The sequence below is a fragment of the Kutzneria sp. NPDC051319 genome (assembly GCF_040682195.1).
GTDB lineage: Bacteria > Actinomycetota > Actinomycetes > Mycobacteriales > Pseudonocardiaceae > Kutzneria.
Genome location: NZ_JBFBAM010000003.1, coordinates 243,358 through 269,300 on the forward strand (window position 1 = coordinate 243,358; position 25,943 = coordinate 269,300).

Sequence of the window (25,943 nt, forward strand, 5' to 3'; positions counted from 1 at the left end):
AGGGGGCGGGGATGGCAGAGTTCAGCCGCCCGATGTCGGCGGGCGCCGATGACGACCAAGCCCTGCTCGACAGACTTCGTGCCGGTGACGACAGCGCCTTCGGCCAGCTGTTCTCGCGGCACGCGGACGCCGTCCGCCGGTTCGCGATGCAGCAGGTGCGGGACGCGGCGGAGGCGGACGACCTCACCGCGGAGGCCTTCTTCCGGGTGTTGCAGGCGGTGCGCCGCGGCAATGGGCCGACCGACCACGTGCGGACCTACCTGCTGACGGTGGCCCGCCGGGTGTCGTGGGAGTGGAGCGCCCGCCGCCGTGACGTGCCGGTGGAGGACGCGGAGTTGGACCGCCGGGCGGAGCCGTACGCGGACAACTCGTCGCGGCTGGCCGAGAGCACGCTGATCACGCAGGCGTTCACCAGCCTGCCGGAGCGCTGGCGGACGGTCCTGTGGCAGGTCGAGGTGGAAGGCGAGCGGCCGGCGGTGGTCGCGCCGCATTTCGGCCTGAGCGCCAACGCCACCGCGGCACTGGCCCGACGCGCCCGTGACGGCCTGCGTGCGGCCTACCTCCAGGCCCACCTGACCCAGGATCTCGGCGCGACGGCCTGCCAGTCCGTGCGGGAGAAGCTCGGCGGCTACACCGCGGGCACCGTGAAGGGCCTCGAAGGCCGCCGGATCAAGGCGCACCTGCGCGGCTGTGCCCAGTGCAAGACGTTGCAGGGCGAGCTGCGCGAGGTGTGCTCCGCGCTGCGTGCGCACGCCGGCCTGCTGGTGCCGACGGTCGGCCTCGGCGCGACAGCGGCGCTCGCCGCCCACGCCGCTACGGGGAGCGGTTTCGGCGCGGCTCTGGCCGGCAAGGGCGCCTTGCTGGCGACCCGCGTCAAACTCGCGCTGACGGCCAGCTCCGTTGCCGCCGTCGGCGTCTTCGGCATCGCCATCGGCCCGTGGCTGTCGCACGTGCACGAGGCGCTGCCCAACCCCAGCGACCACCAGATCGTCTCGACCTACTGCGCGCCGTCGCCGGGCCAGCCGAGCGCCGCCAACGGCCAGAGCGGCACGGCGCCCATCCCGACCAGCACCTTCGCCAGCGGCCAGCCCGCAGGCGGCAAGTTCCAGGCGGCCGAGGGCGCGAAGACGGCGTTCTTCGGCAAGCGGCCCGACCACAACGGGGTCGGCCAGCTGGCGCCGCCGTCGCAGACCGGCGCCCCCGACCCGACCGAGGCCGGCGCCACGTCGACCGCGCCAGTCGACACCAGCGGCCGCGTGCTGGACGACCCGGTGGCCAGCAGCACCGAAGACGGGCCGACGATCGCGCTGCAGAGCTCGACCCCGTCCGACCCCAGCGCGCCGATCAAGACCTCGCCGTCCACCACCACGGCGCCGAAGAAGCCGCCGCAGTCCTCGGGTCCGGTCACGCCGACCACCACCACGACCAAACCCGCCGTGACCAGCGCCCCGGCCGACACCGCGACCGGTCCGACCACGTCGCGAAAGCCCCGCTGAGCGGGGACGGTTCCGAACCGTCACAATTGCCGGGTGCACAGGTTCACCCGCCGGGTCCAGTCCCGCCGCGATACCGTGAACAGACGCTTCGGTGACCGGTTCGCGATCGCGAGGAGGCGGTGATGACGCGGTTGGTGCGTGGCGCCGACGGCAGGATGTGGACCGTGCGGGGTCGCATGTCGTGGGCGAACATGGATGGCGCCGACGACTTCGAGCACGACGTGGCCGGCGGCCACGGGCCAGGCATCGGCATGATCTCGATCCTGGTCATCCTCACCATCGTGCTGCTGGTCTGGCGGCCGACGGGTGTGGTCGTGCCGGGGTGGCTGATCCTCGCGCTGGTGCTGCTGTTCCTGTTCTTCCCGGCCCGGTGGGCGCTGCGTCGCCCGTGGACGATCGTCGCCGAGACACCGGGTGACCTGGACGAACACCCGCCGGAGCGCTGGGTCGGCACCGTGCGCGGCGTGTTCAACGTGCGCCAGGAGACCAGCAAGGTCGCGCGTAACATCGAGGTGTACTCCCTGCCCAACGTGGACGGGCCGCTGCAACCAGTGGACTAGCACTTGCCTGAACTGCCGGAGGTCGAAGCGCTCGCGCACCACCTGCGCGAGCACGCTGTCGGCCGCACGGTGGCGCGGGTCGACGTGGCGTCTCTGTCGGTGCTCAAGACCGCCAGCCCGCCCTGGACCGACCTGCACGGCCGCGAGGTCACCGGCGCGGGTCGGCACGGCAAGCACCTGGACCTGGACTGTGACGGGCTGCACCTGATCGTGCACCTGGCCCGCGCCGGCTGGCTGCGCTGGGCCAACACGTTGTCCGCCGCCCCGCCCAAGCCCGGCAAGGGGCCGCTGGCCCTGCGTGTGCACCTCGGACCGCCGGGACAGGGGCCGGGCTTCGATCTCACGGAGGCCGGCACCAAGAAGGGCCTGGCCGTGTGGATCGTCAAGGATCCGGCCGAGGTGCCCAGCATCGCCCGCCTCGGCCCGGACGCGCTGTCGCTGGACCGCGACACGCTCGCCGCCCTGTTCAAGGGCCGCACCGAGCGGTTGAAGACGGCCCTGACCGACCAGACCCTGCTGGCCGGCGTGGGCAACGCCTACTCCGACGAGATCATGCACACCGCGCAGCTCTCGCCGTACGCCACCGCCGGCAAGCTCGACGCCAACGCCCTGGACCGCCTGCACGCCGCGTTGCACAGCGTGCTCACCGACGCCGTCACCCGCTCCGTCGGGCAGGGCTCGGCCACCCTGAAGGGCGAGAAGCGCTCCGGCCTGCGGGTCCACGCCCGCACCGGCCTGCCCTGCCCGGTCTGCGGCGACACCGTCCGCGAGGTCTCCTTCGCCGACAAGTCGTTCCAGTACTGCCCGACCTGCCAGACCGGCGGCAAGCCCCTGGCCGACCGCCGGTTGTCGAGGCTGATCAAGTAGCGGCGATGATCACGTGCAGGGTGCGCGGACCGTGCACGCCTTCCACCCGGTCCAGCTCGATGTCGCTGGTCGCGGAGGGTCCGCTGATGAAGGTCAGCGGCCGTGTCGGCTCCAGCCGGGCCAGCGCCTCGGGCACGATGCCGACGATCTGGTCGGTCCGCACCACGCACAGGTGATAGTCCGGCACGAGGGTCAGCGCCCGCCGGCCCTGGGCCTCGCCACCGTCCAGAACGAGGGTGCCGGTCTCGGCGATGGCCACCGCGCAGCCGGTCAGGACACCGTCGGCGCTGTCCAATTGATCGATCGACAGTGACGGTGAGTCGATGAGCCATTCCGCCCCGTCAACCCGCCAGCTCGACGGCAGGTCGACAGGTCCGACCATTCGCGCCGCGCCCCGGGCCGCCAGCAACGAAGCGATTTTCGCCGGCACGTCGGCCGACGCCACCCGGTGCACCTCGGCGCGGTAGTCGGCGATCCGCTCGGCCGCCAGTTCCACCAGGTCGCCGAGGGGCCGGCTCACGTCGTAGTCGCGGGGGATCGCCTCGACCGAGGGCCGGTCCGCCAGGGCGCGGCGGATGCGGCCGAGAACCACCGCACGAGTGTCAGCCACGGTTTTTCCTCCACCACGTCCGGAACGACTCGGCCGGCGGCGTCGGCACGTCACGGGCGGACGTCCACTTCGAGCCGGGCCACGGCAGGCTGGTGATCCGCCCGGACGGTGCCAGGTGCCGGGCCAGCGAACCGACCTTCTGGGCGTTCTCGTACCGGCGCGCGTCGTTGAAGATCCAGCCCAGGGCGGCCATGCCGACCGACTCCGGGGTGCGGCCCTTGGCCTCGACGGCCTCGGCCCGCAGGTGCACCAGCACCTCGGGGATGTTGATCCGCACCGGGCACACCTCGTAGCAGGCGCCGCACAGCGAGGACGCGTACGGCAGCGACGCCGCCTGCTTGTCGTGCATGTCGTTGACCAGCTGCGGCGACAGGATCGCGCCGATCGGCCCGGGATACACCGAGCCGTAGGCCTGCCCGCCGGTCCGCTCGTACACCGGGCAGACGTTGAGGCAGGCCGAGCACCGGATGCAGCGCAGCGCCTGCCGCCCGACCCGGTCGGCCAGCGCGTCGGTGCGGCCGTTGTCCAGCAGCACCAGGTGGAACTGCTGCGGGCCGTCGCCGGGCGTCACGCCGGTCCAGACCGAGGTGTACGGGTTCATCCGCTCCGCGGTCGAGGACCGGGGCAGCAGCTGCAGGAACACCTCGAGGTCCTGCCAGGTCGGCACCAGTTTCTCGATGCCCATCACGGTGATCAGCACTTCCGGCAGGGTCAGGCACATCCGCCCGTTGCCCTCGGACTCCACCACCACGATCGAGCCGGTGTCGGCGACGCCGAAGTTCGCCCCCGACACGGCCACGCGGGCCGACAGGAACTTGCGCCGCAGGTGCCGCCGGGCGGCCTCGGCCAGGTCGCGCGGCTCGTCGGAGACGGGCTTCTCGGCCATCTCCCGCTGGAAGATCTCCTTGATCTCCGAACGGTTCCGATGAATGGCCGGCACCAGGATGTGCGACGGCCGGTCCTTGCCCAGCTGGACGATCAGCTCGGCGAGGTCGGTCTCCACGGCCCGGATGCCGCCGGCCTCCAGTGCCTCGTTGAGCCCGATCTCGGCGGTGGCCATGGACTTGACCTTGACCACCTCGTCGGTGCCGGCCTCGCGGGCCAGCCGCAGCACGATTTCGTTGGCCTCACGGGCATCCCTCGCCCAGTGCACGATCCCGCCGCGGGCCGTGACGGCGGCCTCGATCCGTTCCAGATAAGTGTCCAAATTGGACAGAACGTCGTCCTTGATCGCCTCGCCGGCCCGCCGAAGCTGTTCCCAGTCGGGCAGTTCGGCCACGGCCTTGGCGCGCTTGTCCCGGATGGTGTGGGTGGCCTTGCGCAGGTTGCGGCGCAGCTGGGTGTCGGCCAGCGCGGCCTTCGCGGCCTTGGGGAAAACCGGGCTGCCCAGCCAGGTCACGGGGTTGCTGCCCACGGCTCCTCCTCGGTGCTGGCCAGGATTTCCGCCAGGTGGACGGTCCGCACGCCGGTGCGCAGCCGGGACAGGCCGCCGCCGATGTGCATCAGGCACGAGTTGTCGCCGGCGCACAGCACTTCGGCGCCGGTGTTGAGCACGCAGCGCATCTTGTCGCCGAGCATGGCCGTCGAGGTGTCGGCGTTCTTCACGGCGAAGGTGCCGCCGAAGCCGCAGCACGTTTCCGCCTCCGGCAGTTCCACCAGGTCCAGGCCCCGCACGGAGCGCAGCAGCTGCAGCGGCTTGTCCCCGACGCCCAGCATCCGCAGCGAGTGGCAGGTGGGGTGATAGGTCACTCGATGTGGGAAGTAGGCGCCGACATCCGTCACGCCGAGCACGTCGACGAGGAATTCCGACAACTCGTACGTGCGGGCGAAGGCATCGGATGACCCGTGCAGCTCGGGATGGATCTCCCGCACCATGCCGCCGCACGACCCGGACGGCGCCACGATCGCGTCGTAGCCGGCGAACACGCCGGCGTACTTCGACGCCAGCGAGCGCGCCTCTTCGCGGTAGCCGGTGTTGTAGTGCATCTGGCCGCAACAGGTTTGGTCCATCGGGAAGTCGACGTCGCAGCCGAGTCGCTCCAGCAGCCGGACCACCGCGCGGGCCGTCGACGGATAGAACGTGTCGGTCAGGCAGGTGGCGAACAGGCCTACACGTGGAGCTGGCACGCGACCACCCTGCCTGGTGATTCATCGGATGTCTACTCGTCGCTGCCGGTAGTGGACCGTTCACCGATACACCCGGCCGTCAGCCTGACGAGAGCTTGCCCATCGGCCCTGTTCGGCGGAGCATTGCGGGGTGGTCGAGCTCCTGACCGAGCAAACAGTGCTCGGCATCATCGCGACGCTCGCCGTGCTCGGGCTGTTCGTTCTGCTGTGCCGGGCGCGTCGGGTCAGCACGTCGGTCGACGAAGCCGTCGCCGACGCGCTGCACCGCATGTCCAAGGCCGCGCCGGACCTGCGGGACGGGCTGACCCCCGACGCCGCCGACAAGGCGTGCAAGAACCTGGTCGAGCTGCTCAAGTGTGTCGCGGTCGGCATGACCGACGAGCGGGGCGCGCTGCTGTCCTGGGACGGCGACGCCAACGAGCACTACGTCGACCTCCAGGACGCGATCGTCAAGGCGATCAGCGGCGAGCGCAAGGAGTTCGTCGAGCACGACGAGCTGGAGTGCGTCGACAAGGGCAACTGCAAGATGCGCCAGGCGGTGATCGTGCCGCTGATCGTGGAGTCCCGGACCCGCGGCGCGCTGATCATCGTGGGCGGCGTCGGCAGCAAGCGGCTCTACCGGATGTCCCAGGAGGTGGCCCGCTTCGTCTGCACCGAGCTTGAGCTGGGCGAGCTCCAGGAGTCCCGGCAGCGGCTGGCCCAGGCCGAGGTCAAGGCCCTGCGCGCGCAGATCTCCCCGCACTTCGTCTACAACGCCCTCAACGCCATCAGCTCGCTGGTGCGGACCGACCCGGAGCACGCCCGCGAGCTGCTCCAGGAGTTCGCCGAGTTCACCCGCTACTCCTTCCGGGCCAACGGGCTGTTCACCACGCTGGCCGAGGAGCTGCGCAACATCGACCGGTACCTGACCATCCAGCGGGCCCGCTACAACGAGCGGCTGTCCGTGCGGCTGCGCATCTCGCCCGAGGTGCTCAACGTGGTCGTGCCGTTCCTGGTGCTCCAGCCGCTGGTCGAGAACGCCGTGCAGCACGGCCTGGCCAACAAGCCCGGCGGCGGCACCGTCACCATCATCGCCCAGGACAACGGCAGCGAGGCGCTGATCAGCGTCGAGGACGACGGCGTCGGCATGGACGCCGACCTGCTGCTAGACGACCTCAAGGACGCCCACAAGTCCGGCGCCCACGTCGGCATCGGCAACATCAACAACCGCATGCGCACGGTGTTCGGCGAGGACTACGCGCTCATGGTCGAGACGGCCCCCGACGCCGGCATGAAGGTCACCATGCGGGTGCCCAAGTTCAGCCCCGGCGTGCGGCCGGTGCTGGCCGTGGTGCCGGACGACGGCGCCGACGACGGCCCCGGCCCGGACGACCGGCGGGTCCGACTGAGCCCGGTTCGCTGACGGCGCACAGCCGCCCGTTGAACACTGTTCACGCGTAGGGTCTCCGACCATGAACGTCCCGGAGAAGCTGGCCGACAAGCTGGCCGCCAGGTTGCCCATTCTCGGCGATCGGGTCGACCGGTCGCCGGTGGTCGCCGTGGTGCGGCTGCACGGCGTGATCACGCCGACCCCGCAGCCATTGGGCCGGGGCGCGATCAATCTCAACGCCATCGAGCCGGCGCTGGCCAAGGCGTTCGCCCACGACCGGCTGCAGGCGGTCGCACTGGCGATCAACTCCCCGGGCGGCTCGCCCACCCAGTCCGCGCTGGTCGGCGAGCGGATCCGGGAGCTGGCGGCCAAGAAGAAGGTGCCGGTGCTGGCCTTCTGCGAGGACGTGGCCGCCTCCGGTGGCTACTGGCTGGCCTGTGCCGCCGACGAGATCTACGCCCACCGCACCTCCATGGTCGGCTCCATCGGCGTCATCACCGCCGGCTTCGGCCTGACCGGCCTGCTGGAGCGCTTCGGCGTGGAGCGCCGGGTCTACACCGCCGGCGAGCACAAGCACCGGCTCGACCCGTTCAGCCCGGTCAAGGACGAGGACATCGCCTGGCTCAAGGGGCTGCAGGGCGAGCTGCACACCGAGTTCACCGATTGGGTGAAACAGCGCCGCGGCGACAAGCTGGCCGACAACCCGGAGCTGTTCACCGGCGAGGTCTGGACCGGGGCCAAGGCGCTGGAGCTGGGCCTGGTCGACGGGCTGGGCTCGCTGCGGGAGGTCGTGGCCAAGAAGTTCCCCGGCGCGGAGATCGCGGTGGCCGAGGCCCGCAAGCCGCTGCTGGCCCGGCTGGGCATCGCCGGCGGGAGCTCGGTGTTCGGCGGCGCCGGGGAGAAGGTGCTGGCCGCGATCGAGGCCGTTGAGCAGCGCGCCACCTGGTCCCGCTTCGGGCTCTGAACCGCTTCCGCGGCCCGCCACGTAGATCAGCCTGCGTGGTCAGGGCCGGCCTTGCGACGGGGCCGGCTTCACCCCGATCGAACGGTGGTCGAAGATGGACACAACCACCGGTCGATCGGCAAGATTGCGCGGCACAGTGAGCATTCAGGACACCACGCCAGGTCTCCTCGTGTTGGCCGTCGATGACGAGGCCCACGGGCTCGACGAGCTGACCTACCTGCTCGGCCAGAATTCGCAGGTCCGCAGGGTGATCGGGGCGTACGACGCGGCGGAGGCGCTGCGCGTCATCCGCGGCGCGGACCCCGAGACCAAGCAGCGGCTGGACCGCGGCCTGTGCCCCGTCGACGCCGTGTTCGCCGACATCTCCATGCCCGGCCTGTCCGGGCTGGAGCTGGCCCAGGTCATCAACGCGTTCCGGGACAAGCCGCAGCTGGTTTTTGTCACCGGGCTGTCCGAGGAGGCCGTCACCGCCTTCGAGCTCGGCGCGCTGGACTACATCGTGAAGCCGCCGCAGCAGGCCCGGGTGGACATGGCCATCGACCGGGTGGCCAAGTTCCGGCTGCTGACCGCGGCCCCGCCGACCCCGGTCGGCGGCGTGGTCGAGCAAGCCGGCGACGACGAGGTGATCCCGGTCGAGCTGGCCGGCACCACCAAACTGGTGCCCCGCTCCACCGTGCGGTACGTGGAGGCCCAGGGCGACTACGCCCGGCTGCACACCGCGGAGGGCAGCCACCTGGTCCGCATCCCGCTGGCCCAGCTGGAGGAGCGCTGGGCCGACGCCGGCTTCATCCGCATCCACCGGTCCTTCCTGGTGTCGCTGCCGCTGGTCACCGAGCTGCGCATGGGCTCGTCCGGCTACACCGTGGTGGTCGGCGCCGGCTCCGACGAGAAGGAGCTGCCGGTCAGCCGCCGGCACACCCGTGAGCTCAAGGACCGGCTGGTCCGCCAGCCCAAGCACGGCTGGGGCGCCGGCACATGACGGGCGACCGGGAGCCCGCCAAGCCCTCGACCGAGCTGGTGCCGGTCGAGCCGGCGCAGCCGCAACGCAAGCCGCCGCGACGCAAGAAGGTCGTGCTGGCCGAGGCCAAGGGCTCACGCACGGTCGCCCGCACCATCGTCGAGCTGGAGGAGCAGACCAGCGTCGGCGAGCACCTGGTGCGCAGCCTGGTGTGGGCCCAGTTCCGCACCTCGTTCTGGATGGCGATCCTGCTCATCTTCACCATCGCCAGCCTGCCGCTGCTGTTTTTCCTGTTCCCGTCCTTCGGCGACCTGACGATCTTCGGCATCCGGCTGCCGTGGGTGCTGCTCGGCGCGCTGCCGTATCCGCTGCTCTACGGCCTGGGTGTCTGGTACGTGCGGCGCGCGGAACGGCACGAGCGCGACTTCGTGAGCATGGTCGACCACTGACATGGGGATCAACGCGCTGGCGTGCGTGAGCATCGCGATCATCGTGATCGGCACGTTCTACCTGGGCTATCACGGCTCCCGCACGGCCAACACCACCCGCGACTTCCTGGTCGCCCGGCGGCGGGTCTCGGCCCACCAGAACGCGGCCGCCATCGCCGGCGAGTTCCTGTCCGCGGCGTCGTTCATCGGCATCGTCGGCCTCGTCCTCAAGAACGGGCCCGACGAGCTCTGGTATGCCATCGGCTTCACCGCCGGCTACCTCGCGCTGCTGCTGTTCGTGGCCGCCCCGCTGCGCCGCTCCGGGGCCTACACGCTGCCCGACTTCGTCGAGGCCCGGCTCGGCTCCCGCGGGCTGCGCGGCGTGGCCGCCGTGATCACCGTGGCCATCGGCTACATCTACCTGATCCCGCAGCTCCAGGGGGCCGGCCTCACGCTGAACAGCGTGCTGCCGTGGGCCCCGGACTGGCTGGGCATCGTGGTCGTGGCCGTCGTGGTCGTGATCAACGTGCTCAGCGGCGGCATGCGGGCCATCACCCTGGTCCAGGCGTTCCAGTACTGGGTGAAGCTGTTCGCGATCAGCGTGCCGGCCTTCGTGCTGTGCATCGTGTTCGCCGGCAGCGGGCCGCCGGACGGGCAGCAGAGCCTGGCCGCCGACGGGCCGCCGATGTTCACCAAGGACACCACCGTGACCCTGGAGCAGCCGGTCCGGCTGCGCGTGGAGCACCCGCTGCGGCTGCCCGAGGTGCACGGCTGGGTCAACGGGCAGCGGGTCGACGGCTCGGCCGTGTGGGGCGTGAGCCAGCAGAACATCGGGGCCAAGACGCAGCTGTCGTTCAGCGCCGGCAGCGCCGTGCCGATGGTCGACGGCGCCGTGCAGAGCAACGCCGACTGGCTGCGGCCGCAGTCCGGCGGGCTGCCCGAGCTGTTCGACAGCTACTCGCTGATCTTCGCCACGTTCCTCGGCATCCTCGGCCTGCCGCACGTGCTGGCCCGCTTCTACACCAACCCCGACGGCCGCTCGGCCCGCCGCACCACGCTGCACGTGCTGCTGCTGCTCGGCATGTTCTACCTGTTCCCGGCGTTACTGGGCGCGCTGTCCCGCATCTACGAGCCGCAGCTGCTGGTCACCGGCAAGACCGACGCGGCGGTGCTGCTGCTGCCGCAGGCGATGCTGCCCGGCATCCTCGGCCAGGTGCTGGGCGCGATCGTCGCCGCCGGCGCCTTCGCCGCGTTCATGTCCACCTCGTCCGGGCTGCTGGTCAGCCTGGCCGGCGTGGTCTCCACCGACGTCTCCCGCGGCCGCGTCCGGGACTTCCGCTGGTCGACCGTGCTGGTCGTGCTCGCGCCGCTGGTCGGGGCGCTGCTGCTGCACAACAACGACGTGTCGCTGGGCGTGGGCATGGCGTTGGCGATGGCCGCGTCCACCTTCTGCCCGGTGCTCATGCTCGGCATCTGGTGGCGGGGCCTGACCTGGGTCGGCGCCGGCGTCGGCATGGTGCTCGGCGGCAGCCTGGTCGCGCTGGCGCTGATCGGCAACATCGTCAGCGGCTACACCGGCAACTGGGCGCCGGCCGTGCTCCAGCAGCCCGCGCTGATCACCGTGCCGGTCGCCTTCATTACCATGATCATCGTCAGCAAGGCCACCCACCGGCGGCGGCCCGAGGACGTCAACCGGATCATGCTGCGGCTGCACGCCCCCGACCCGCTCGGCTTCACCCGCGACCGGGACGTGCTGCGGTTCGGCGAGGGGCAGACCGACGGCCGGCACCGTCGGCTGGCCATCCGACCGCGGCTGCGGTCACGGCGGTCGTCCTCCACGGCCTGACATCGGTGCGCAACCCATTCGGGGGACAAGACGTCCACCCAGATGTGGCACTGCGCGACGACGGCTTCGCCGACTTCTTCACCAGCCGCTTCGACGGCGCGCGGCGGATGGCGCACGCGCTGTGCGGCAACTGGCTGGAGGCCGAGGAGATCGCCCAGACCGCGTTCGTGAGCATGTACGGGCGCTGGAACAAGGTCCGCATCGAGAGCGCCGACGCCTACCTCCACACCGTGCTGACCAGGGCCTTCCTCGACACCAAGCGGCGCGGCCGCAAGCGTGAGCAGGTGATGGCCGACCCGCCGGAGGTTGTGGTCGAGCAGAACACCTCCAGCGTCGAGGACCGGCCGTCGCTGCTCAAAGCCCTCCAGGAGGTGCCGGCGCGGCAGCGGGCCGTGCTCGTGCTGCGGTTCGTCGAGGACCTGTCCGTGGAGGAGGTCGCCGACGCTCTCGGCTGCACCACCGGCACGGTCAAGAGCCAGACCTCCCGCGGTCTGACCACCCTGCGCAAGGCGTACGGTGCCGTGACCGGCTTGCTTCAGGCGGCGAGGTGATCAGCGTGGACACCGAAGACGAGGAGCTGCTGGCCCTGCTGCGCGCCGAGGTCTCCGAGCAGCTGCCGCCGCCCGTGCACACCGCCCTGGACGACGTCGTGCGGCGTGGCCGCCGTCGGCTGCGGGCCCGGCGCCTCGGGGCCACCCTCGGCGTTGTCGCCGTGGTCGCCGGCGTCGGCATCACGGCCTCCGTGCTGCGTTCCAGCCTGTCCGGTGGCATGCCGGCCAACCAGCTGGCCGCCGCGTCGACGTCGAGCGGTTCGCCGACGACCACGTTGTCGGGCTGGGTGTCCACCGCGCACTCGAACAGCAAGGACTGCTCCAACGTGCTCAGCGTGCCCGGCGAGCCCAAGGCCGACCCGGTCAGCGCGGACAAGCTCAGCGACACGCTGCTCAGGGCGTTGATGAAGATCGCGTCGCCCGGCACCAGGCTGAAGATCACCCGGAGCACCGCCGCCGAGAAGCCGTCCAGCGGCGACGGGCTGCTGGCCAGCACCTGGGCCGACGTCATCGACGCCGGTGGCGGCGGCAGCGTGTACGTCGAGGCGCGTGGCTACACCGGCACGGCGACGCAGGCCGCCGACAGCGAGCAGTTCGTCAACGGCGGCTGCACCGCGCCGCTGCGCCGGACCCTGTCCGACGGCACCGTCATGCAGCTCTATGCCGAGACGAAGTACGACCCCGGACACCCGTCGCAGGCGCTGCGGGTCTACACCCCGGCGCACCGGCTGTACGTGATCACCGCCGAGGGCTTCTCCAGCGCCGACTGGACCAAGGTCCCCGGCGAGCCCGGCACCCTGGCCGTGCCCGACGGCGCCGGCCGGCACTCCCTGCCGCTGAGCGAAACCCAGCTCACCGCCATCGGGGAAGCCATCGCCGGCACCGGCTGAGGTGGGGGTTCACGCCTGCCCCACCCCGCCGCGTGGCAGCATTCGGAGCATGATGCCGCAGGAGGTGCCGACCACATCGGTCGACCAGGTGCCCGTCGAAGCCGTGCTGCTCGATGTCCGTGAGGACGACGAGTGGGCCGCCGGGCACGCGCCGCAGGCCATCCACATCCCCCTCGGCGAGCTGGCCGAGCGCATCGGCGAGGTCCCCCAGGACAGCGGCGAGGTGTACGTGGTGTGCCGCATGGGCGGCCGCTCCGCCCGGGCCACCATGTACCTCAACCAGAGCGGCTGGGACGCCGTCAACGTCGCCGGCGGCATGCAGGTGTGGCACCAGCAGGGCTTCCCGCTGGTCGCCGCCGAGGGCGTCGTTCCCGAGGTGATCTGAGCATGGCCGGGCGGTGGCAGTGGGTGGCGACCCCGCCACCGCAGTCCGGCGCGTCGCGGTCCGTGCCCCGGCGGCCCCTGCCCTACACCGGGCCGCCCTCGTACCCCGTGCCGCCCCGGTGGGGGTTTCCCCAGCTCAGCTGGCGTTGGCCGGTGGCCTTCGGCCGCAAGGCCAGGCCCAAGCCCCTCGACCAGCTGCGGATGCTCTCGCGCAACCTCGTCGCCACGCTGTGGATCACCACCGCTGCCCTCGGTGTCGCCGTTGTCGGCGAGGGCTGGCGCTACGTGCTGCTGATCCTCAGCCGCAGCGGTGCGCTGTCCCGCACCGTCGTGGCCTTCTCCGACGCCCTCGTCGTCACTGCGGGGGTCGTCTCCGGCCTCGCCGCCCTGGCCTCGCTGACCCTCGGCGTCCTGTGGGTACTGCGCGCCCGTGACGTCGCCGCCGAGGTCTCCGGCCAGCGCCCCGCCCGCTCCCTGCGCGACGTCCTCATCGGCCTTCTCGTGCCGGTGCTCAACATGGCCGTCGCCGGCTCCATCCTCGCCGAGCTGGAGCACGCCGCCGCTCGCAAGCCCGCCGCCGAGCGCCCGCGTCCCTCCCGCCTCCTGCTCATGTGGTGGGCCGCCTGGGCCGTCGGCGAGCTCCTGTTCGTCCTCGTCTGGCTCGTCACCCTCTTCGGCTCCAGCGTCCAGTCCCTGGCCAACGGCGTCGAACTCCACCTCCTCGCCGACCTGGTCGCCGGCTTCGTCGCCGCCACCGGTGCGCTGTTCGTCAGCCGCGTCACCCAGCTCCTGGAGCCCATCGACCCGGCCACCGTGCACCGCCTGCGCCTGGTCAAGGTCACCGACGCCCCCGAGCCGCCGCTGCGCACCTTCCGCGCCGCCGGCACCCCGCGCTAGGCTTCGAGGTTGTGCCCGGCCCCAAAGCGGGTACCGGTGAACTCGGGTGTTGTAGCGAACGCAGCCCCACTGAAATCGACCTGCCCAACAAAAACTGCATCGTCAAATTTCGACTCGTCGTGAAATTTGGTTCCTTGAAAGCTGGTCCTTGCCAGTGCTCCCATCTTTGAAAAGACTGCCCAGCTATTGAATGTCGTGTCATGAAAGCTTGCATCCTTCTGGAACAGCATCCCGTCGAAGTTTGCCTGCATTTTGAATGTGCAATTGTAGATCGAACAGAGCTCGCTGTGCGTGCTGCCGATGAATGCGGCAAAAGAGTTGAATGTGCTATGGCCGAAGCTGACCGCCTCGTGGCAGTGGGCGTCTAGTATTGAGAAGGCTCCCTTTACAGTGTTCTCGTGAAACCAGAGTCTGTCGCCAAACTGCGCTCCGCTGGCGTCGAGTGAAGCGAAGGTTGAACCGTAGAAATGTGCTTGCCGGTAGAAGGTGGCCTTGGTGAGGTTCAAATCTCCGATCTTGGCGTAGATTAGTTCGAAGTTGATCAGGACTGCGCGTGAAAGATTCAGATCTACCGGGCCCCAATAGTCTGGCCCTGATGTACGAGTGTGATCTTGGATGAGTCGCTGGGCGGTCAGTCGCACCTCGCGTTCTTCGAACGACCGCCACTCGCGGTCGGGGTTTCTGCGCGGAGTCATCCGAGAGGGGTGAAGCTTGCCTTTTCGGATATCGAACTGCGGGCGAGCGTTGCGGAGGATCTCATCTCTGCCCATTGCAGAATCCTCGGTAGGGATAGTGAAGGGCATCCGAAGGTATGCGCACGCGACGTTCACCACGGTCTGGCGCAGCTCCTCGTTGTCTCGCGCCAAGCGCTCCAGCGCGTACAAGGCTCCGAGTCTTACCGGAGCCTTTTCCGAGCCCAACTGTTCAACAGCCTTGGTGTACTGCTCGGTGACTGCCCTGCGTTTGGCATCGGCTTCTGTTGCGGCGGCAACACGTTCCTGATGCTGTTGGGTCTTCTTTGCGACATCCTCGTTGTGGGCCAGCGTGCGGTCAGCGGTCTGCTGCCTCAGTACTGCGAGGTACAATGCAAACGCGCCGCCGCCGGCAACGGCCACGCTGGCAGCGATGTGCGCCAGGTCCAACTGCGCAGCTGACAGGTCCTTACCGATCAGGTTGTCGCCGCGGAGCCATAGCCACAAGACCAGCCCAACACTGACAGTGGTGGCGACCACCCCGACCAATACGTACAGCACCCTCCGAGCGGACAGTCGGACCGGAAGGCGCTCGGCATCGGGCGGCATGCTCGTCATGGGGAGGTTCTACCTCCGCCCGGCGGATCACACGGTCAGGCTCAGCGAACTGAGGCCGCGGATGACGAACTCCGCACGGCGCTCGGGTTGGGCAGCGAGCTGGAGGCCGGGCAGGCGGCGGGCGAGGGCCTCCAACGTCGCCGAGACCTCGATGCGGGCCAGAGGTGCGCCGACGCAGTAGTGGATGCCGGCCCCGAAGCCCAGGTGGGGGTTGGGCGAGCGGCCGATGTCGAGGACGTCGGGCTGGGCGAAGACGAGGGGATCCCGCGCGGCGGAGCCGAGCAGGGCGGCGATCTTGTCGCCGGGACGGAGGGTGAGACCGGCGACCTCGACCTCGGCGGTGGCGGTTCTCTCGAAGAGCTGGAGCGGCGAGTCGTAGCGGATGAGCTCCTCGACGGCCGTGGGGAGCAGGCCGGGATCAGCCACGAGCCGCTGCCACTGGTCGCGGTGCTGCATGAGGGCGAAGACGCCGTTGCCGATGACGTTGACGGTGGCCTCGTGCCCGGCCATGAGCAGCAGCACCGCGGTGGCGACGAGCTCGTCCTCGGTGAGCTTGGCCCCGTCGGCGTCGGTCTCGGCGACCAGGTCGCTGACCAGGTCGGTGCCGGGAGTCTTGCGGCGCAGGGCGATGAGCTCCCGCAGGTACGAGACGAACTCGCCGGCGGCGTCCTCGGCCTGCGCCCGCTGGGTGTCGGGCAGACCGAACTCGTACATCTTGACAATGGTGTTGGACCAGGGCTGCAGCAGCGCCCGGTCGGAGCCGGGCACGCCGAGAAGCTCGGCGATGACCTCGACCGGCAACGGGGCGGCGACGAGTTCGAGCAGGTCGGCGTGGCCGTCGGCGTCGATGCGCGCGGCGACGTCGTCGACCAGCCGGGTGGCCAGCTCGCCGACCCAGGGCCGCAGCCGCTCGATGTGGCCGCGGCCGAAGGCGGTGGAGATCAGCCGCCGCAGCCGGGTGTGGGTGGGCGGCTCGTTCTCCAACAGCGAGTTGCGATGCAGCAGGTTGAACGCGGCGAAGGCGTCCACCGGCTTGGCGTCCGACCAGATGCGGCCGAGGCCGCGGTGGCGGAGCACGGCGGCGGACGCGGCGTGCGAGAGGGTGACGGGCAGCCCGAAGTCGGCGTGCTGGTGCACCTCGCCCTCGGCGCGCATCCGCGCGAACACGGGGTACGGATCCGCGATGAACGCCGGGTCCTTCGGGTCGAACGTCGTCATGGTGACCGACGGTAATTCGCTCACCCATCCGTGGTCCAGCGTTGGCCCGGTCACCCGCAGTTCACCCGAATACCTCAGAATGCGCGCGTGAGACCCGAGATCGTGGCGCACCGGGGCGCCTCAGAGCACCGCGCCGAACACACGAGAGCGGCCTACGAGCTAGCCCTCCACCAGGGCGCGGACGGCCTCGAATGCGATATTCGCCTGACCAGGGACGGCCACCTGGTGTGCGTGCACGACCGCAAGGTCGACCGCACGTCCACGGGCCGGGGCGTGGTGAGCACGCTGACCCTGGACCGGCTCAATCAGCTGGATTTCGGCCAGTGGCACCACGAGCTGCCCGAGTCGGCCGACGACCTCATCCATGAGCCGCTCGCCCAACCCTCGGCCGAGCAGCACGAACGCGGCCTGCTCACGCTTGAGGACCTGCTCGGGCTGCTGAAGGACACGCCGCGGCCGGTGAAGCTGTTCGTCGAGACCAAGCACCCGGTCCGCTACACGGGGCTGGTCGAGGCGAAGCTGATCGCCCAGCTGCGCCGGCACGGCCTGAGCGCGCCGGCCAGCAAGGAGGAGTCACGCGTGGTCGTGATGTCCTTCTCGCGCCTGGCTGTCCGCCGCGTCCGCCAGCACGCGCCCCAGCTGCCGACCGTGCTGCTGCTCGACCGGCTCCCGACGACCATGCGCAGCGGGGAGATGCCCGACTGGGCCGATATCACCGGTCCGGGCATCCACCTGCTGCGTGAGCACCCGGACTACGTCGCCCGCTGCGCCGAGCAGGGCCGCGACACGTACTGCTGGACGGTCGACGAACCGGCCGACATCGACCTGTGCCGACGCGCCGGCGTGCGCTACCTCGCCACCAACGCCCCCGCGCACACCCGTCGCCATCTGGACTCCGGGCCGTCGGCTACGGTCGGCCAAGCCCTACCCGGGGAGTGACCCGGGCCCCACTCCGAGGAGGAAACCGTGTCCAGGCGGACGGCTGTCAAGCGCGCGGCGAAGACAACGGCCACGGCCGACGGGATCAACCCGCGGCAGTCCTGTCCGTGTGGCTCGGGCAAGCGGTACAAGGCCTGCCACGGCCTGGCCGGCGGCGCGGCCGACGTCATGGTGGCGCGCCCGTTCGAGGGCCTGGCCGCGGAGCCGGAGCTGATCGCCCTGCGCGAGTTCGTGCCGTCCGCGACCGCGCCGCTCACGTTGGCCGAGCCGCACGAGCGCAGCGTCACGCTGGCCACCGTGCTGCCGATGGCCGCCGCCGCGCTCGTCCGCTCCGACGGCACGGCGTTCGTCGGCCTCCAGGTGCAGACCCGCTCCGGCGACCTGTCCCGCGACCTGGCCCGGGCCATCCGCTGGGCGCTGACCGCCGCGCCGGGCGACGCGCTGCCGGTGGTCGGCGTGGACGACGGCGAGGAGCCGGGCCGTCTCCAGGACGTGCTCAAGGCCGACGAGCCGCTCCAGCCGACGCTGCACGAGGACTTCGCCTGGTGGCTGCCGGAGGACACGCAGCCGACCGGCGACGTCGCGCTCTCCCTTGAGCGGGCCAACGCCGCGATCATGCCCAGCGCCCGGCTGACCGGCGACGGCCTCAACGCCGCGTACTGGGTGGACGCCGGCGACAAGGCGCACCTGCGCTGGGTGCGGCCGGAGCCGGAGGAGCAGCTGCTCAAGGCCATGGCCCGGCTGGCCGCCCGCGACGAGCTGCACCTCGGCGAGAACTCCCGTTACGCCGGCTCGTTCCGTGCGCACGGCCTTCTGGTGCCGGTCTGGGACCTCGACGCCGAGCTGCACGTGCGCGAGTGGGAGCCGGGCGCGGAGGCCCTCGGCAGCCGCCTCAAGGAGGCGCTGGCTGTGGACAGCCCGCTGACCGACGCCGAGCGGCGGGCGCTCGACGGTCTGCGTGGACGCCAGGTCACGCTGCGCTGAAACCCTTTGCCCACAGCGGCGGCCGGTTGTCCACAGCGGATAACGGCTGTCCACAGGAGGATGTGGATAACTCGTGATCTTGCACATCTGCTCGCGCGACGAGTGGGACGCGGCCGAGCAGGAGGGCGCGCTGGCGCCCGCTTCGCTGGACGAGGTCGGCTTTGTGCACTGCTCCGACTTCGGCACCGCGCACCTGCCGGCCAACGCGCTGTTCGCCGGCCGTGACGACATGCTGCTGCTGGTCATCGACCCGGCGGCGCTGGACGCCCCGGTGCGCTGGGAGGCCGGCGTGCCGCCGCACCCGGCCGGAATCTGGTTCCCGCACGTCTACGGGCCGATCAACGTCGGCGCGGTGGTGGCGGCGGTGGCGTTCCTGCCAACGGCCGAAGGCTTCCGCCTGCCCAGGGAGTTGGCTGAATTGTAACCTTTCAACGCCGCAACCTCAGCCCGTCTCACACGACCTTCTAACAGTTGGTCACAGGGGAGGGGATCAGGAAGTGAGCGCACCACTGAGTGTCTTGGGGGCGGAGAGCAGCGGCACGTGGACGGTCGTCCCGGCGCAGCGAGAGGCTCGGTCCACCGCCACGGCGGTCGACACCGACTTCGCCGAGTTCGTCCGCACCGCGCTGCCCGGCCTGCTCAGATACGGGCACGCCCTGACCGGGAACCCGCACGACGCGGCCGACCTGGTGCAGACCGTGCTGGAGAAGGTCGGGTCGCGCTGGCTCGGCCGCCGGGCCTTCTGCGACGAGCCGCTGGCCTACGTGCGCAAGGCGATGGCCAACGCGCACGTCAGCATCTGGCGGCGGACCCGCCGCGAGAACCTGATGGCCGAACTGCCCGACAACGCGTTCGAGCAGTTCGACCGTCTCGACAACGAGCCGCTGTGGCAGGCTCTGCGAGGGTTGCCGCCGAGGCAACGCGCCGTCATCGTTCTGCGTTACTACGAGGGGCTGTCCGAGGCGGAGATCGCCGCGACGCTCAGCATCAGCAAGGGGACGGTGAAGAGCCAGGCGAGCAAGGCGTTGGTCACGCTGCGATCGAGCCTGGAGGGGGTGAGGTGACCGGTGGACATCGACGACGAGCTGCGCAAGCTCTTCGCCGACGATCGCCTGGACGTGCCCGCGCGGCCGGAGGCCGAACGCGTCGTCGTCACGGGGGCGCGGCGGATACGCCGTCGCCGGGCCGGGGTGGTCTTCGGCGGCGGGATGCTGTCGGTGGCGACGGTGCTGGTCGCCGGCACCGCCTTCGGCGTCAGCGGTGACGCGCCGCCGAGCACGCCGCTGGCGGCCGCCGAGAGCTCCGGGCTGACCACGACGACGCCGGCGCCCACCACGACCACGACCACCATCGAGCGCACCATCACCGTCGCGCCGCCGCCGGTCACCACCGAGGCGCAGAAGCCCGCGCCGACATCGTCGACGCCGACGACAACCACCACGACGCCGACCAAGGCCAAGCCGCCGGCCAGCCCGCTGGCCTTCGGTCCCACCACGGTCGGGCAGCTGCGACTGGGCATGACCGTCGACGAGGCGGAGGCCACCGGGCTGATCCAGCCCAACGCCCAGCCCGTGGACTCGGCCGGCTGCAAGGGCTACGACTGGTCCGGCCAGGCGGCCGCGCCCGCGTACTACTCGCTGCTGTTCTCGCCCAAGTTCGGCCTGGTCCGCATCGGCGGGCGGGCCGACGCCGAGACGCCCGAGGGCATCTACGATGGCTCCTCCGAGGAGGACGTCCGCGCGGTGTACCCGGACCAGGCCAAGCCGCACATGGGCCGCAACGAATGGGTCACCCCGGTGCCCGGCAACCCGAGCGCGAACTACTGGCTGGTGCTCAGCAAGCACGTCGTCACCGACGTGCGGCTGGAGCTGGCCACGCAGGACTGCTACCAGTAGCGCCGGATTCCCGGCGCGTCAGATCGCGCCGCCGGCCACCCTCGGGGCGGTCGGGTCGGCGCCCTCGACGCCCACGCTCTCCCGGCTGAGGAAGTCCTCGATGTGGAAGACGTTGGTGCCGGCGCGGTCCACCGTGTGCAGCAGGGTCGACATGGAGGAGATCTCCTCGACCTGCTCCTTGAGGAACCACTGCATGAACTGCTCGCCGATGTAGTCGCCCTCGTCGCGGGCGGCGCGGGCCAGCGTGGTGATCTCCTCGGTGACCGTGCGCTCCTGCTGCAGGGCCAGCTCGACCGGCTCGCGCACGTTCTCGAAGTCGTTGCGGACCTCGCCGATGCCGGGGATGGCCACGCGCACGTCGTTGTCCAGCAGGTACTGGACGATCATCATCGCGTGATTGCGCTCTTCGAGCGACTGGCGGTAGAAGTGCGCGGCCAGCCGGGGCAGGTCCTGGTCGTCGTACCAGACGGCGATCGCCACGTACTGCTGGGCGGCCGTGAACTCGTTGCGGATCTGCGCCTTGAGCAGCTCATGGAACTTGGTCGCGGTGTTCGGGGACATGTCAAGAACGGTACCTCGAACGGCGCAGCCCACATCCCTCGCCGAGCCAGTTGTCCCCCGCCCTGGTGAGCCCCTGTGGACAACCTGGGGATAGCTGTGGACAACCTGGTGACAGCCGGTGGACAGCCCGGGGAACACAAACGTGTCCAAATCGTGAAAACCCCGGTGAACAGCGCATTCAAGCGCTCATCCACCGGGGCCCTTGTGTACGGAGTTCGCCCCGGTGCCCTGTGGACAACTAGGCGTGGGCGGCCGCGTTCACCCGGTCGAACAGCGTCAGCGCGCCCAGCGGCCGCCCGGTCAGCCCGTTCAGCTCCGGGTGCAGCCGGTCCACCAGCGCCGCCGGCAGCGCCAGCACGTCCGGCCGCACCGTCACGATCCTCGGCAGGCCCAGCACCACGTCGTCCCACTCCACGTCCTGCGAGCCGCCCGACCGGTCCACCACGAAGCCCACCGTGTTGGCCGCGTCCTCGTTGAACAGCTCCACGATGCCCGTCACCAGTTGGTGCTGTTCCACCGTGGACAGGCCGTCCAGGTCGAACTCCTGCGCCACCACGTCCTCGCTCACCCGGCGGAACCGGCAGTACAGGGCCGTCTCCTCGTCCAGCCAGTACTCCACGTCCACCGCCGCACACTCGCTCAGCGCCAGCCGCTCCAGCAGCCCCGCCCGCTGCGCCGCCGGATCGGACAGCGTCAGCCCCAGTGACTCGATCCTGGCGACGGTCCGGTCGGCCCGAGCGGTCGACCAGCCGTTCTCGTACCAGTGGATGAAACCGCTCACCCGATGGCTCCTCGTTCTCTCGGCTGCCGTGCCGCCATGTCTACCCCGTCACCCCACCGAGGGTTCACCGTGGGGCGGCCCAGCCACTACGGTGGATCAAGAAGCCGGACGGTCCGCGGACGCGTCTGGAAGTGGACCCGGGTATCCCGTGTTGTCGTGGGCGCCCGGGTTTCGCGTCCCAGTCACCTGATCGAGGTGGCAATCGAGCTCGGTCCAGTTGATACACTGTCTGTGGAGCCAGCGGCCTTAGGGCACGTTTGGAAGTGAGCCCGGGAAGCCTGCCGGAGGTGGGATCCCGGGTTTCGCGTTATCCGGGGTCGGTGATCACGTCGATCGCGTGCGCGGCGTTGAGTGTCAACCAAGGCTCGGGCTGGTCGTGGAGCACAGCAGTGGTGTAGCTGCTGGCCACGAAATCGGCTAGCCACAGCAGTTCGTCATGATGCTTGAGGACGTGCGTGACTCGCATGTCCGATGTGACCTGTCTGGACTTGATCAGGTGGTCACGAGTGCGCCGGTCGTGTTTGTCGCCGCCGCTGCGCGATTCGACGACAGCGTGATTCACCGCCTCGGTGTGCTGGAGACGCGGTAGCAGCCACCCGAGCAGCCGCCTACGCATCCGCTCCTGCTCGGTGTTGGTGGTCTCGTCAGTGACCAGCAGGGCTCCGGTGAATGGCAGGTCGGCCAGTCTCTCCGAAATCTCCAAGCGCCGCTTGGGGCTCTCGTCATAGAAGTGCAGGTGATCCTCATTCGGCATGAGCAGCTCCCGGAGACGCTGCCGAAGTGCGGCGTGGTGCGACTGCTCGGTGAGGACTGCGGCGATGCCGTACAGGCGGCGGCCGCTGGGTAGTCGGCCGCCGCTCTCGTCGATGTGTGCGTAGATCTCCACCTGGGTCCCTTTGCTGGTCAACCAGCCAGCGTAGCGGGGAGGAATCGCCAGCACGTTCGAGTGAAAGTGCTCAAGGTGGGGGAAACTCTTACACGGATTAGCTCTTAATAGGAGGTATGTTGGCGGGGTGATGGCGGACGAGCTGATGGCCACGGTGATGGGGCTGAAGCGGGTGGTGCGGCGGCGGCTGCAGGCCGGGCAGCCGGGGCCGAGGCTGCGGGGGGCGCACACGGAGCTGCTGAGGGTGGTGCGCAGGACGCCGGGGATAGGGGTGGCGGCGGCGGCCAAGGAGCTGCACCTGGCCGGCAACACGGTGAGCACGCTGGTGAATCAGCTGATCGACAAGGAGCTGCTGCGCCGGGAGACGGATCCGGACGACCGGCGGGCGGCGAAGCTGCATCTGACGCCGGCGGCGGTGAAGCGGCAGGACGCGTGGCGTGAAGAGCGCACGAAGCTGGTGGAGGGGGCGCTCGCGGGGTTGACGGAGGACGAGGTGGCGACGATCGGGAATGCCCTGCCGGCGCTGCGAAAGCTACTGGCCGAGCTGGGCGGGGAAGGGACGGCGGTATGACGGAGCTGGCGGTCAGCTGCACGGATGTCCGGCACGCCTTCGGGAACACGGTGGCGGTGGACGGGGTGGACCTGGACGTCCGGGCGGGCGAGGTGTTCGGGCTGCTGGGGCCGAACGGCGCCGGCAAGACGACGACGATCCGGATGATCACCACCCTGCTGCCCTCGCCGGCCGGGCGGATCACGGTGTTCGGGCGGGACGTGGCCCACGGCACGATGGCGGTGCGCCGGCTGATCGGTTATGTGCCGCAACAGCTTTCGGCCGACGCCACGCTGACCGGCCGGGAGAACGTGGCGCTGTTCGCGCGGCTGTTCGACGTGCCACGAAGGGAACGACAGTCCACAGTGGATGATGCGCTGGATGCGGTCGGGCTGCTGGACGTGGCGCAGCGGCAGGCCGGCACGTACTCGGGTGGCATGATCCGACGGCTGGAGCTGGCCCAGGCGCTGGTCAGCGCGCCGAGGCTGCTGGTGCTGGACGAGCCGACGATCGGCCTGGACCCGATTGCCCGCGCCGGTGTGTGGGAGCGGATCCAGCAGGTGCGGGACGAGACCGGCATGACGGTGCTGGTGACCACCCACTACATGGCCGAAGCGGACGAGTTCTGCGACCGGATCGCCCTGATGCACAAGGGAAAGCTCACGGACATGGGCACGCCGGCCGAGCTGCGCGCGGCGCTGGGCCCGGACGCGACGCTGGACGACGTGTTCCGCGCCAGCACCGGCGGCGACCTGGATGGCGACGCGGCCAAGGGAATGCGGGAGATCAGGTCGACCAGGCGCACCGCCCGCCGACTCGGATAGCGAAGGGCGCCAGGTCCGGGCCGGCTGCGGCCCGGGCTGATCGGCCGGGCGCGGTGACCGGGATAGCGAAGGGCGCCAGGTCCGGGGCCGGGGCGGGGTGACTGGGATGGCGGATCGCGCGGCTGAAGGCGATGGGCCCGGGCCGATGCGCGGGTAGCCGCCAAGTTCGGAAGTGGCTTGGCTGAAGGAGGTCGGGATGGCAATGCCCACGGTGGCGGCGGGACCGGCGTTGCCGGTGGTGCTGGTTCGGCGTATCGGCACGATGTGCCTGGTGGAGCTGCAGAAGCTGCGGCACGATCGGACGGAGCTGATCACCAGGGCGATCCAGCCGGCGCTGTGGCTGCTGATCTTCGGCGAGACGTTCACGCGGCTGCGGGTGATCCCGACCGGGAACCTGCCCTACCTGGACTATCTGGCGCCGGGGATCCTGGCGCAGTCGGCGCTGTTCGTGTCGATCTTCTACGGCATCCAGATCATCTGGGAGCGGGACGCCGGGGTGCTGTCGAAGCTGATGGTGACCCCGACGCCGAGGGCGGCGCTGATCGCGGGCAAGGCGTTCGCGGCGGGGATCAGGGCGATCGCGCAGGCGGTGGTGGTCCTGGTGCTGTCGGCGGTCCTCGGCGTGACGCTGACGGTGAATCCCCTGAAGCTGCTGGGGGTTCTGGTCGTGGTGGTGCTGGGCTCGGCCTTCTTCTGCTGCCTGTCGATCACGATCGCGGGCATCGTGATGAGCCGGGAGAGGCTGATGGGCATCGGCCAGGCGATCACGATGCCGCTGTTCTTCGCCTCGAACGCCCTGTATCCGGTGGACCTGATGCCGGGCTGGCTCCAGGTGCTCAACCACGTGAACCCGCTGAGCTACGAGGTGGACGCGCTGAGAGGACTGCTGCTGGGGACGTCGGCGAACCTGGCGCTGGACTTCGGGGTGCTGGTGGCGACGGCCGTCCTGGGCATCACGGTGGCGTCGGCCCTGTTGCCCCGGCTCGCACGCTGAACACGCGCCGGGGCAACAACGTCAGGCCCGGCCGCCCTGAATGGGACGGGTGCGCTGGCCCAGCGCGCCGCCGCCGTACGGGTAGTCGATGGGGACCTCGCTGGCGGTGTTGAGCCGGTCCATCTCCTTCTCGGTGAGGACGAGGTCGGCGGCGGCGAGGTTGTCGGCGAACTGCTCGTGGGTGCGGGCGCCGATGATCACGGAGCTGACCTGGGGCCGGCCCTTGACCCAGGCCAGGGCGACCTGGGCGGCGGTGGCCTCGCGCTCGGCGGCGATGGCCTGCACGGTCTCGATCACGTCCCAGGTCCGCTGGTCGGCGGTCCGGGGCGTGAAGAAGTGGCCGATGCCGGTGTCGGCCAGCCGGGTGTCGGCCGGCGCCTCGACGCCCCGCTGGTACTTGCCGGTGAGCAGCCCGCCGGCCAACGGCGACCACGGCAGCAGACCGAGGTCGGTGGAGGCACAGGCCGGCACGATTTCCCACTCGATCTCGCGGCTGAGCAGGCTGTACTGCGGCTGCAACGTGATCGGCCGGACGAAGCCGCGGGCCACGGCGGTGTCGACGGCCTTCTGCACCTGCCAGCCGAGGAAGTTGGACAGGCCGTAGTAGCGGATCTTGCCGGCCCGTACGGCGCTGTCCAGGAACTCCAAGGTCTCGGCGATCGGCGTCTGCGGATCCCAGGCGTGCACCTGGTACAGGTCGATGGCGTCGACGCCGAGCCGGCGCAGCGACGCGGTCAGCGCGAGGTCGAGGTGCCGGCGGGACAGGCCGACGGCGTTGGGGTCGCCCTCCGCGGTCGGGAATCGGCCCTTGGTGGCGAGCACGATCGAATCGGTGACCTCGTTGGGCCGGGACGCCAGCCACTTGCCGACGATGGTCTCGGACAGACCGCCGACGTAGACGTCCGCGGTGTCGAGCAGTGTGCCGCCAGCGGCCGCGAACGCGTCCAGCTGCGCGTACGCGGCGTCCTCGTCGGTGGCGGCGCCGAAGGTCATGGTGCCGAGCGCGAGCGCGGACACCGCGCAGCCGCTACCGCCGAGCTTTCGATACTCCACA

The 25,943-nt window shown here is 70.3% G+C and carries 29 protein-coding genes; 20 read left to right on the top strand and 9 right to left on the bottom strand.

What is annotated here, in order from left to right; translation table 11 throughout:
* Positions 1–11 precede the first annotated feature (11 nt).
* The 3 genes from AB0M73_RS04665 (at position 12) to AB0M73_RS04675 (ending at position 2,923) form a co-directional block, all read left to right on the top strand.
* Complete coding sequence (locus tag AB0M73_RS04665; RefSeq protein ID WP_363886767.1) at positions 12–1,496, top strand: sigma-70 family RNA polymerase sigma factor; 1,485 nt, start codon at positions 12–14, stop codon at positions 1,494–1,496.
* Between the two features lie 122 nt (positions 1,497–1,618).
* Positions 1,619–2,056 carry a hypothetical protein gene (locus AB0M73_RS04670; RefSeq protein ID WP_043720376.1) on the top strand — a complete coding sequence of 146 codons (438 nt, stop codon included), beginning with the start codon at positions 1,619–1,621 and terminating at the stop codon, positions 2,054–2,056.
* Positions 2,057–2,059: 3 nt separating this feature from the next.
* Positions 2,060–2,923, top strand: coding sequence for a DNA-formamidopyrimidine glycosylase family protein (locus AB0M73_RS04675; protein ID WP_363886772.1), 864 nt, complete (start codon positions 2,060–2,062; stop codon positions 2,921–2,923).
* On the opposite strand, the gene AB0M73_RS04680 is transcribed toward AB0M73_RS04675, so the two are convergent.
* The 3 genes from AB0M73_RS04680 to AB0M73_RS04690 are packed head-to-tail and all read right to left on the bottom strand — an operon-like array spanning position 2,916 to position 5,660.
* Positions 2,916–3,533: a lactate utilization protein C gene (locus AB0M73_RS04680; RefSeq protein WP_363886775.1), complete on the bottom strand. Its 618-nt coding sequence runs from the start codon at positions 3,531–3,533 to the stop codon at positions 2,916–2,918. The two genes, AB0M73_RS04675 and AB0M73_RS04680, sit on opposite strands and share 8 nt — an antisense overlap.
* Complete coding sequence (locus AB0M73_RS04685; protein WP_363886778.1) at positions 3,526–4,947, bottom strand: LutB/LldF family L-lactate oxidation iron-sulfur protein; 1,422 nt, start codon at positions 4,945–4,947, stop codon at positions 3,526–3,528. The genes AB0M73_RS04680 and AB0M73_RS04685 overlap by 8 nt, the downstream gene beginning before the upstream one ends.
* Complete coding sequence (locus tag AB0M73_RS04690; RefSeq protein WP_363886780.1) at positions 4,929–5,660, bottom strand: (Fe-S)-binding protein; 732 nt, start codon at positions 5,658–5,660, stop codon at positions 4,929–4,931. The genes AB0M73_RS04685 and AB0M73_RS04690 overlap by 19 nt, the downstream gene beginning before the upstream one ends.
* 130 nt (positions 5,661–5,790) lie before the next feature.
* On the opposite strand from AB0M73_RS04690, the gene AB0M73_RS04695 reads away from it, so the two are divergent.
* The 9 genes from AB0M73_RS04695 (at position 5,791) to AB0M73_RS04735 (ending at position 13,947) form a co-directional block, all read left to right on the top strand.
* Complete coding sequence (locus AB0M73_RS04695; RefSeq protein WP_363886782.1) at positions 5,791–7,062, top strand: histidine kinase; 1,272 nt, start codon at positions 5,791–5,793, stop codon at positions 7,060–7,062.
* A gap of 49 nt (positions 7,063–7,111) precedes the next feature.
* Entirely contained in the window at positions 7,112–7,993 is an 882-nt protein-coding gene (locus AB0M73_RS04700) for a S49 family peptidase (RefSeq protein ID WP_363886785.1), read from the top strand.
* A gap of 124 nt (positions 7,994–8,117) precedes the next feature.
* On the top strand, positions 8,118–8,972 hold the full coding sequence (locus AB0M73_RS04705; protein WP_363886903.1) for a LytTR family DNA-binding domain-containing protein: 855 nt from the start codon (positions 8,118–8,120) through the stop codon (positions 8,970–8,972).
* Complete coding sequence (locus tag AB0M73_RS04710) at positions 8,969–9,400, top strand: hypothetical protein (protein ID WP_232240943.1); 432 nt, start codon at positions 8,969–8,971, stop codon at positions 9,398–9,400. Before AB0M73_RS04705 ends, AB0M73_RS04710 begins: the two co-directional genes overlap by 4 nt.
* A gap of 1 nt (position 9,401) precedes the next feature.
* A complete protein-coding gene (locus AB0M73_RS04715; protein ID WP_363886788.1) occupies positions 9,402–11,225 on the top strand; it encodes a cation acetate symporter in 1,824 nt (607 codons plus the stop codon).
* Positions 11,226–11,269: 44 nt separating this feature from the next.
* A complete protein-coding gene (locus tag AB0M73_RS04720; protein WP_363886790.1) occupies positions 11,270–11,776 on the top strand; it encodes a SigE family RNA polymerase sigma factor in 507 nt (168 codons plus the stop codon).
* A 5-nt stretch (positions 11,777–11,781) separates the two neighbouring features.
* A complete protein-coding gene (locus AB0M73_RS04725) occupies positions 11,782–12,666 on the top strand; it encodes a hypothetical protein (protein ID WP_363886793.1) in 885 nt (294 codons plus the stop codon).
* 49 nt (positions 12,667–12,715) lie between these two features.
* Positions 12,716–13,051 carry a rhodanese-like domain-containing protein gene (locus AB0M73_RS04730; RefSeq protein ID WP_043720356.1) on the top strand — a complete coding sequence of 112 codons (336 nt, stop codon included), beginning with the start codon at positions 12,716–12,718 and terminating at the stop codon, positions 13,049–13,051.
* A 2-nt stretch (positions 13,052–13,053) separates the two neighbouring features.
* Positions 13,054–13,947 (top strand): DUF4328 domain-containing protein, encoded by an 894-nt coding sequence (locus tag AB0M73_RS04735; RefSeq protein ID WP_363886796.1) that lies wholly within the window; start codon positions 13,054–13,056, stop codon positions 13,945–13,947.
* Here the strand turns inward: AB0M73_RS04735 and AB0M73_RS04740 are convergent.
* Positions 13,944–15,257: a pentapeptide repeat-containing protein gene (locus AB0M73_RS04740; protein WP_363886799.1), complete on the bottom strand. Its 1,314-nt coding sequence runs from the start codon at positions 15,255–15,257 to the stop codon at positions 13,944–13,946. The two genes, AB0M73_RS04735 and AB0M73_RS04740, sit on opposite strands and share 4 nt — an antisense overlap.
* 27 nt (positions 15,258–15,284) lie before the next feature.
* The gene (locus AB0M73_RS04745; protein ID WP_363886801.1) at positions 15,285–16,475 is read right to left on the bottom strand and encodes a cytochrome P450; all 1,191 of its coding nucleotides are present in this window, start codon (positions 16,473–16,475) and stop codon (positions 15,285–15,287) included.
* A gap of 87 nt (positions 16,476–16,562) precedes the next feature.
* On the opposite strand from AB0M73_RS04745, the gene AB0M73_RS04750 reads away from it, so the two are divergent.
* The 5 genes from AB0M73_RS04750 to AB0M73_RS04770 all read left to right on the top strand — a co-directional run bounded on the left by AB0M73_RS04750 (position 16,563) and on the right by AB0M73_RS04770 (position 20,293).
* Complete coding sequence (locus AB0M73_RS04750) at positions 16,563–17,414, top strand: glycerophosphodiester phosphodiesterase family protein (RefSeq protein ID WP_363886804.1); 852 nt, start codon at positions 16,563–16,565, stop codon at positions 17,412–17,414.
* A 27-nt stretch (positions 17,415–17,441) separates the two neighbouring features.
* Positions 17,442–18,398: a DUF5926 family protein gene (locus tag AB0M73_RS04755; protein ID WP_363886807.1), complete on the top strand. Its 957-nt coding sequence runs from the start codon at positions 17,442–17,444 to the stop codon at positions 18,396–18,398.
* A 73-nt stretch (positions 18,399–18,471) separates the two neighbouring features.
* Positions 18,472–18,822, top strand: coding sequence for a DUF952 domain-containing protein (locus AB0M73_RS04760; protein ID WP_363886810.1), 351 nt, complete (start codon positions 18,472–18,474; stop codon positions 18,820–18,822).
* A 73-nt stretch (positions 18,823–18,895) separates the two neighbouring features.
* Positions 18,896–19,462, top strand: a complete 567-nt coding sequence (locus AB0M73_RS04765) for a SigE family RNA polymerase sigma factor (RefSeq protein ID WP_363886813.1) — start codon at positions 18,896–18,898, stop codon at positions 19,460–19,462.
* A gap of 3 nt (positions 19,463–19,465) precedes the next feature.
* On the top strand, positions 19,466–20,293 hold the full coding sequence (locus tag AB0M73_RS04770; RefSeq protein WP_363886815.1) for a hypothetical protein: 828 nt from the start codon (positions 19,466–19,468) through the stop codon (positions 20,291–20,293).
* Positions 20,294–20,311: 18 nt separating this feature from the next.
* On the opposite strand, the gene AB0M73_RS04775 is transcribed toward AB0M73_RS04770, so the two are convergent.
* The 3 genes from AB0M73_RS04775 to AB0M73_RS04785 form a co-directional block, all read right to left on the bottom strand.
* A complete protein-coding gene (locus tag AB0M73_RS04775; RefSeq protein ID WP_363886818.1) occupies positions 20,312–20,854 on the bottom strand; it encodes a ferritin in 543 nt (180 codons plus the stop codon).
* 238 nt (positions 20,855–21,092) lie between these two features.
* The gene (locus AB0M73_RS04780; RefSeq protein WP_363886820.1) at positions 21,093–21,635 is read right to left on the bottom strand and encodes a hypothetical protein; all 543 of its coding nucleotides are present in this window, start codon (positions 21,633–21,635) and stop codon (positions 21,093–21,095) included.
* A 307-nt stretch (positions 21,636–21,942) separates the two neighbouring features.
* Positions 21,943–22,575, bottom strand: coding sequence for a hypothetical protein (locus tag AB0M73_RS04785; protein ID WP_363886822.1), 633 nt, complete (start codon positions 22,573–22,575; stop codon positions 21,943–21,945).
* Positions 22,576–22,651: 76 nt separating this feature from the next.
* On the opposite strand from AB0M73_RS04785, the gene AB0M73_RS04790 reads away from it, so the two are divergent.
* The 3 genes from AB0M73_RS04790 to AB0M73_RS04800 all read left to right on the top strand — a co-directional run bounded on the left by AB0M73_RS04790 (position 22,652) and on the right by AB0M73_RS04800 (position 24,889).
* Positions 22,652–23,092 carry a MarR family transcriptional regulator gene (locus AB0M73_RS04790; protein WP_363886906.1) on the top strand — a complete coding sequence of 147 codons (441 nt, stop codon included), beginning with the start codon at positions 22,652–22,654 and terminating at the stop codon, positions 23,090–23,092.
* Positions 23,089–23,895, top strand: a complete 807-nt coding sequence (locus tag AB0M73_RS04795) for an ATP-binding cassette domain-containing protein (protein ID WP_363886825.1) — start codon at positions 23,089–23,091, stop codon at positions 23,893–23,895. Before AB0M73_RS04790 ends, AB0M73_RS04795 begins: the two co-directional genes overlap by 4 nt.
* Positions 23,896–24,091: 196 nt before the next feature.
* Positions 24,092–24,889, top strand: a complete 798-nt coding sequence (locus AB0M73_RS04800; protein WP_363886828.1) for an ABC transporter permease — start codon at positions 24,092–24,094, stop codon at positions 24,887–24,889.
* Between the two features lie 21 nt (positions 24,890–24,910).
* On the opposite strand, the gene AB0M73_RS04805 is transcribed toward AB0M73_RS04800, so the two are convergent.
* Entirely contained in the window at positions 24,911–25,942 is a 1,032-nt protein-coding gene (locus AB0M73_RS04805; RefSeq protein WP_363886829.1) for an aldo/keto reductase, read from the bottom strand.
* Position 25,943 lies beyond the last annotated feature (1 nt).

Bases quoted from the DNA above. Each gene is read 5' to 3' on its own strand.
- AB0M73_RS04665 (WP_363886767.1), top strand. From the start codon at position 12: ATGGCAGAGTTCAGCCGCCCGATGTCGGCGGGCGCCGATGACGACCAA.
- AB0M73_RS04670 (WP_043720376.1), top strand. From the start codon at position 1,619: ATGACGCGGTTGGTGCGTGGCGCCGACGGCAGGATGTGGACCGTGCGG.
- AB0M73_RS04700 (WP_363886785.1), top strand. From the start codon at position 7,112: ATGAACGTCCCGGAGAAGCTGGCCGACAAGCTGGCCGCCAGGTTGCCC.
- AB0M73_RS04710 (WP_232240943.1), top strand. From the start codon at position 8,969: ATGACGGGCGACCGGGAGCCCGCCAAGCCCTCGACCGAGCTGGTGCCG.
- AB0M73_RS04715 (WP_363886788.1), top strand. From the start codon at position 9,402: ATGGGGATCAACGCGCTGGCGTGCGTGAGCATCGCGATCATCGTGATC.
- AB0M73_RS04730 (WP_043720356.1), top strand. From the start codon at position 12,716: ATGATGCCGCAGGAGGTGCCGACCACATCGGTCGACCAGGTGCCCGTC.
- AB0M73_RS04735 (WP_363886796.1), top strand. From the start codon at position 13,054: ATGGCCGGGCGGTGGCAGTGGGTGGCGACCCCGCCACCGCAGTCCGGC.
- AB0M73_RS04740 (WP_363886799.1), bottom strand. From the start codon at position 15,257: ATGACGAGCATGCCGCCCGATGCCGAGCGCCTTCCGGTCCGACTGTCC.
- AB0M73_RS04745 (WP_363886801.1), bottom strand. From the start codon at position 16,475: ATGACGACGTTCGACCCGAAGGACCCGGCGTTCATCGCGGATCCGTAC.
- AB0M73_RS04775 (WP_363886818.1), bottom strand. From the start codon at position 20,854: ATGTCCCCGAACACCGCGACCAAGTTCCATGAGCTGCTCAAGGCGCAG.
- AB0M73_RS04790 (WP_363886906.1), top strand. From the start codon at position 22,652: ATGGCGGACGAGCTGATGGCCACGGTGATGGGGCTGAAGCGGGTGGTG.
- AB0M73_RS04795 (WP_363886825.1), top strand. From the start codon at position 23,089: ATGACGGAGCTGGCGGTCAGCTGCACGGATGTCCGGCACGCCTTCGGG.
- AB0M73_RS04800 (WP_363886828.1), top strand. From the start codon at position 24,092: ATGGCAATGCCCACGGTGGCGGCGGGACCGGCGTTGCCGGTGGTGCTG.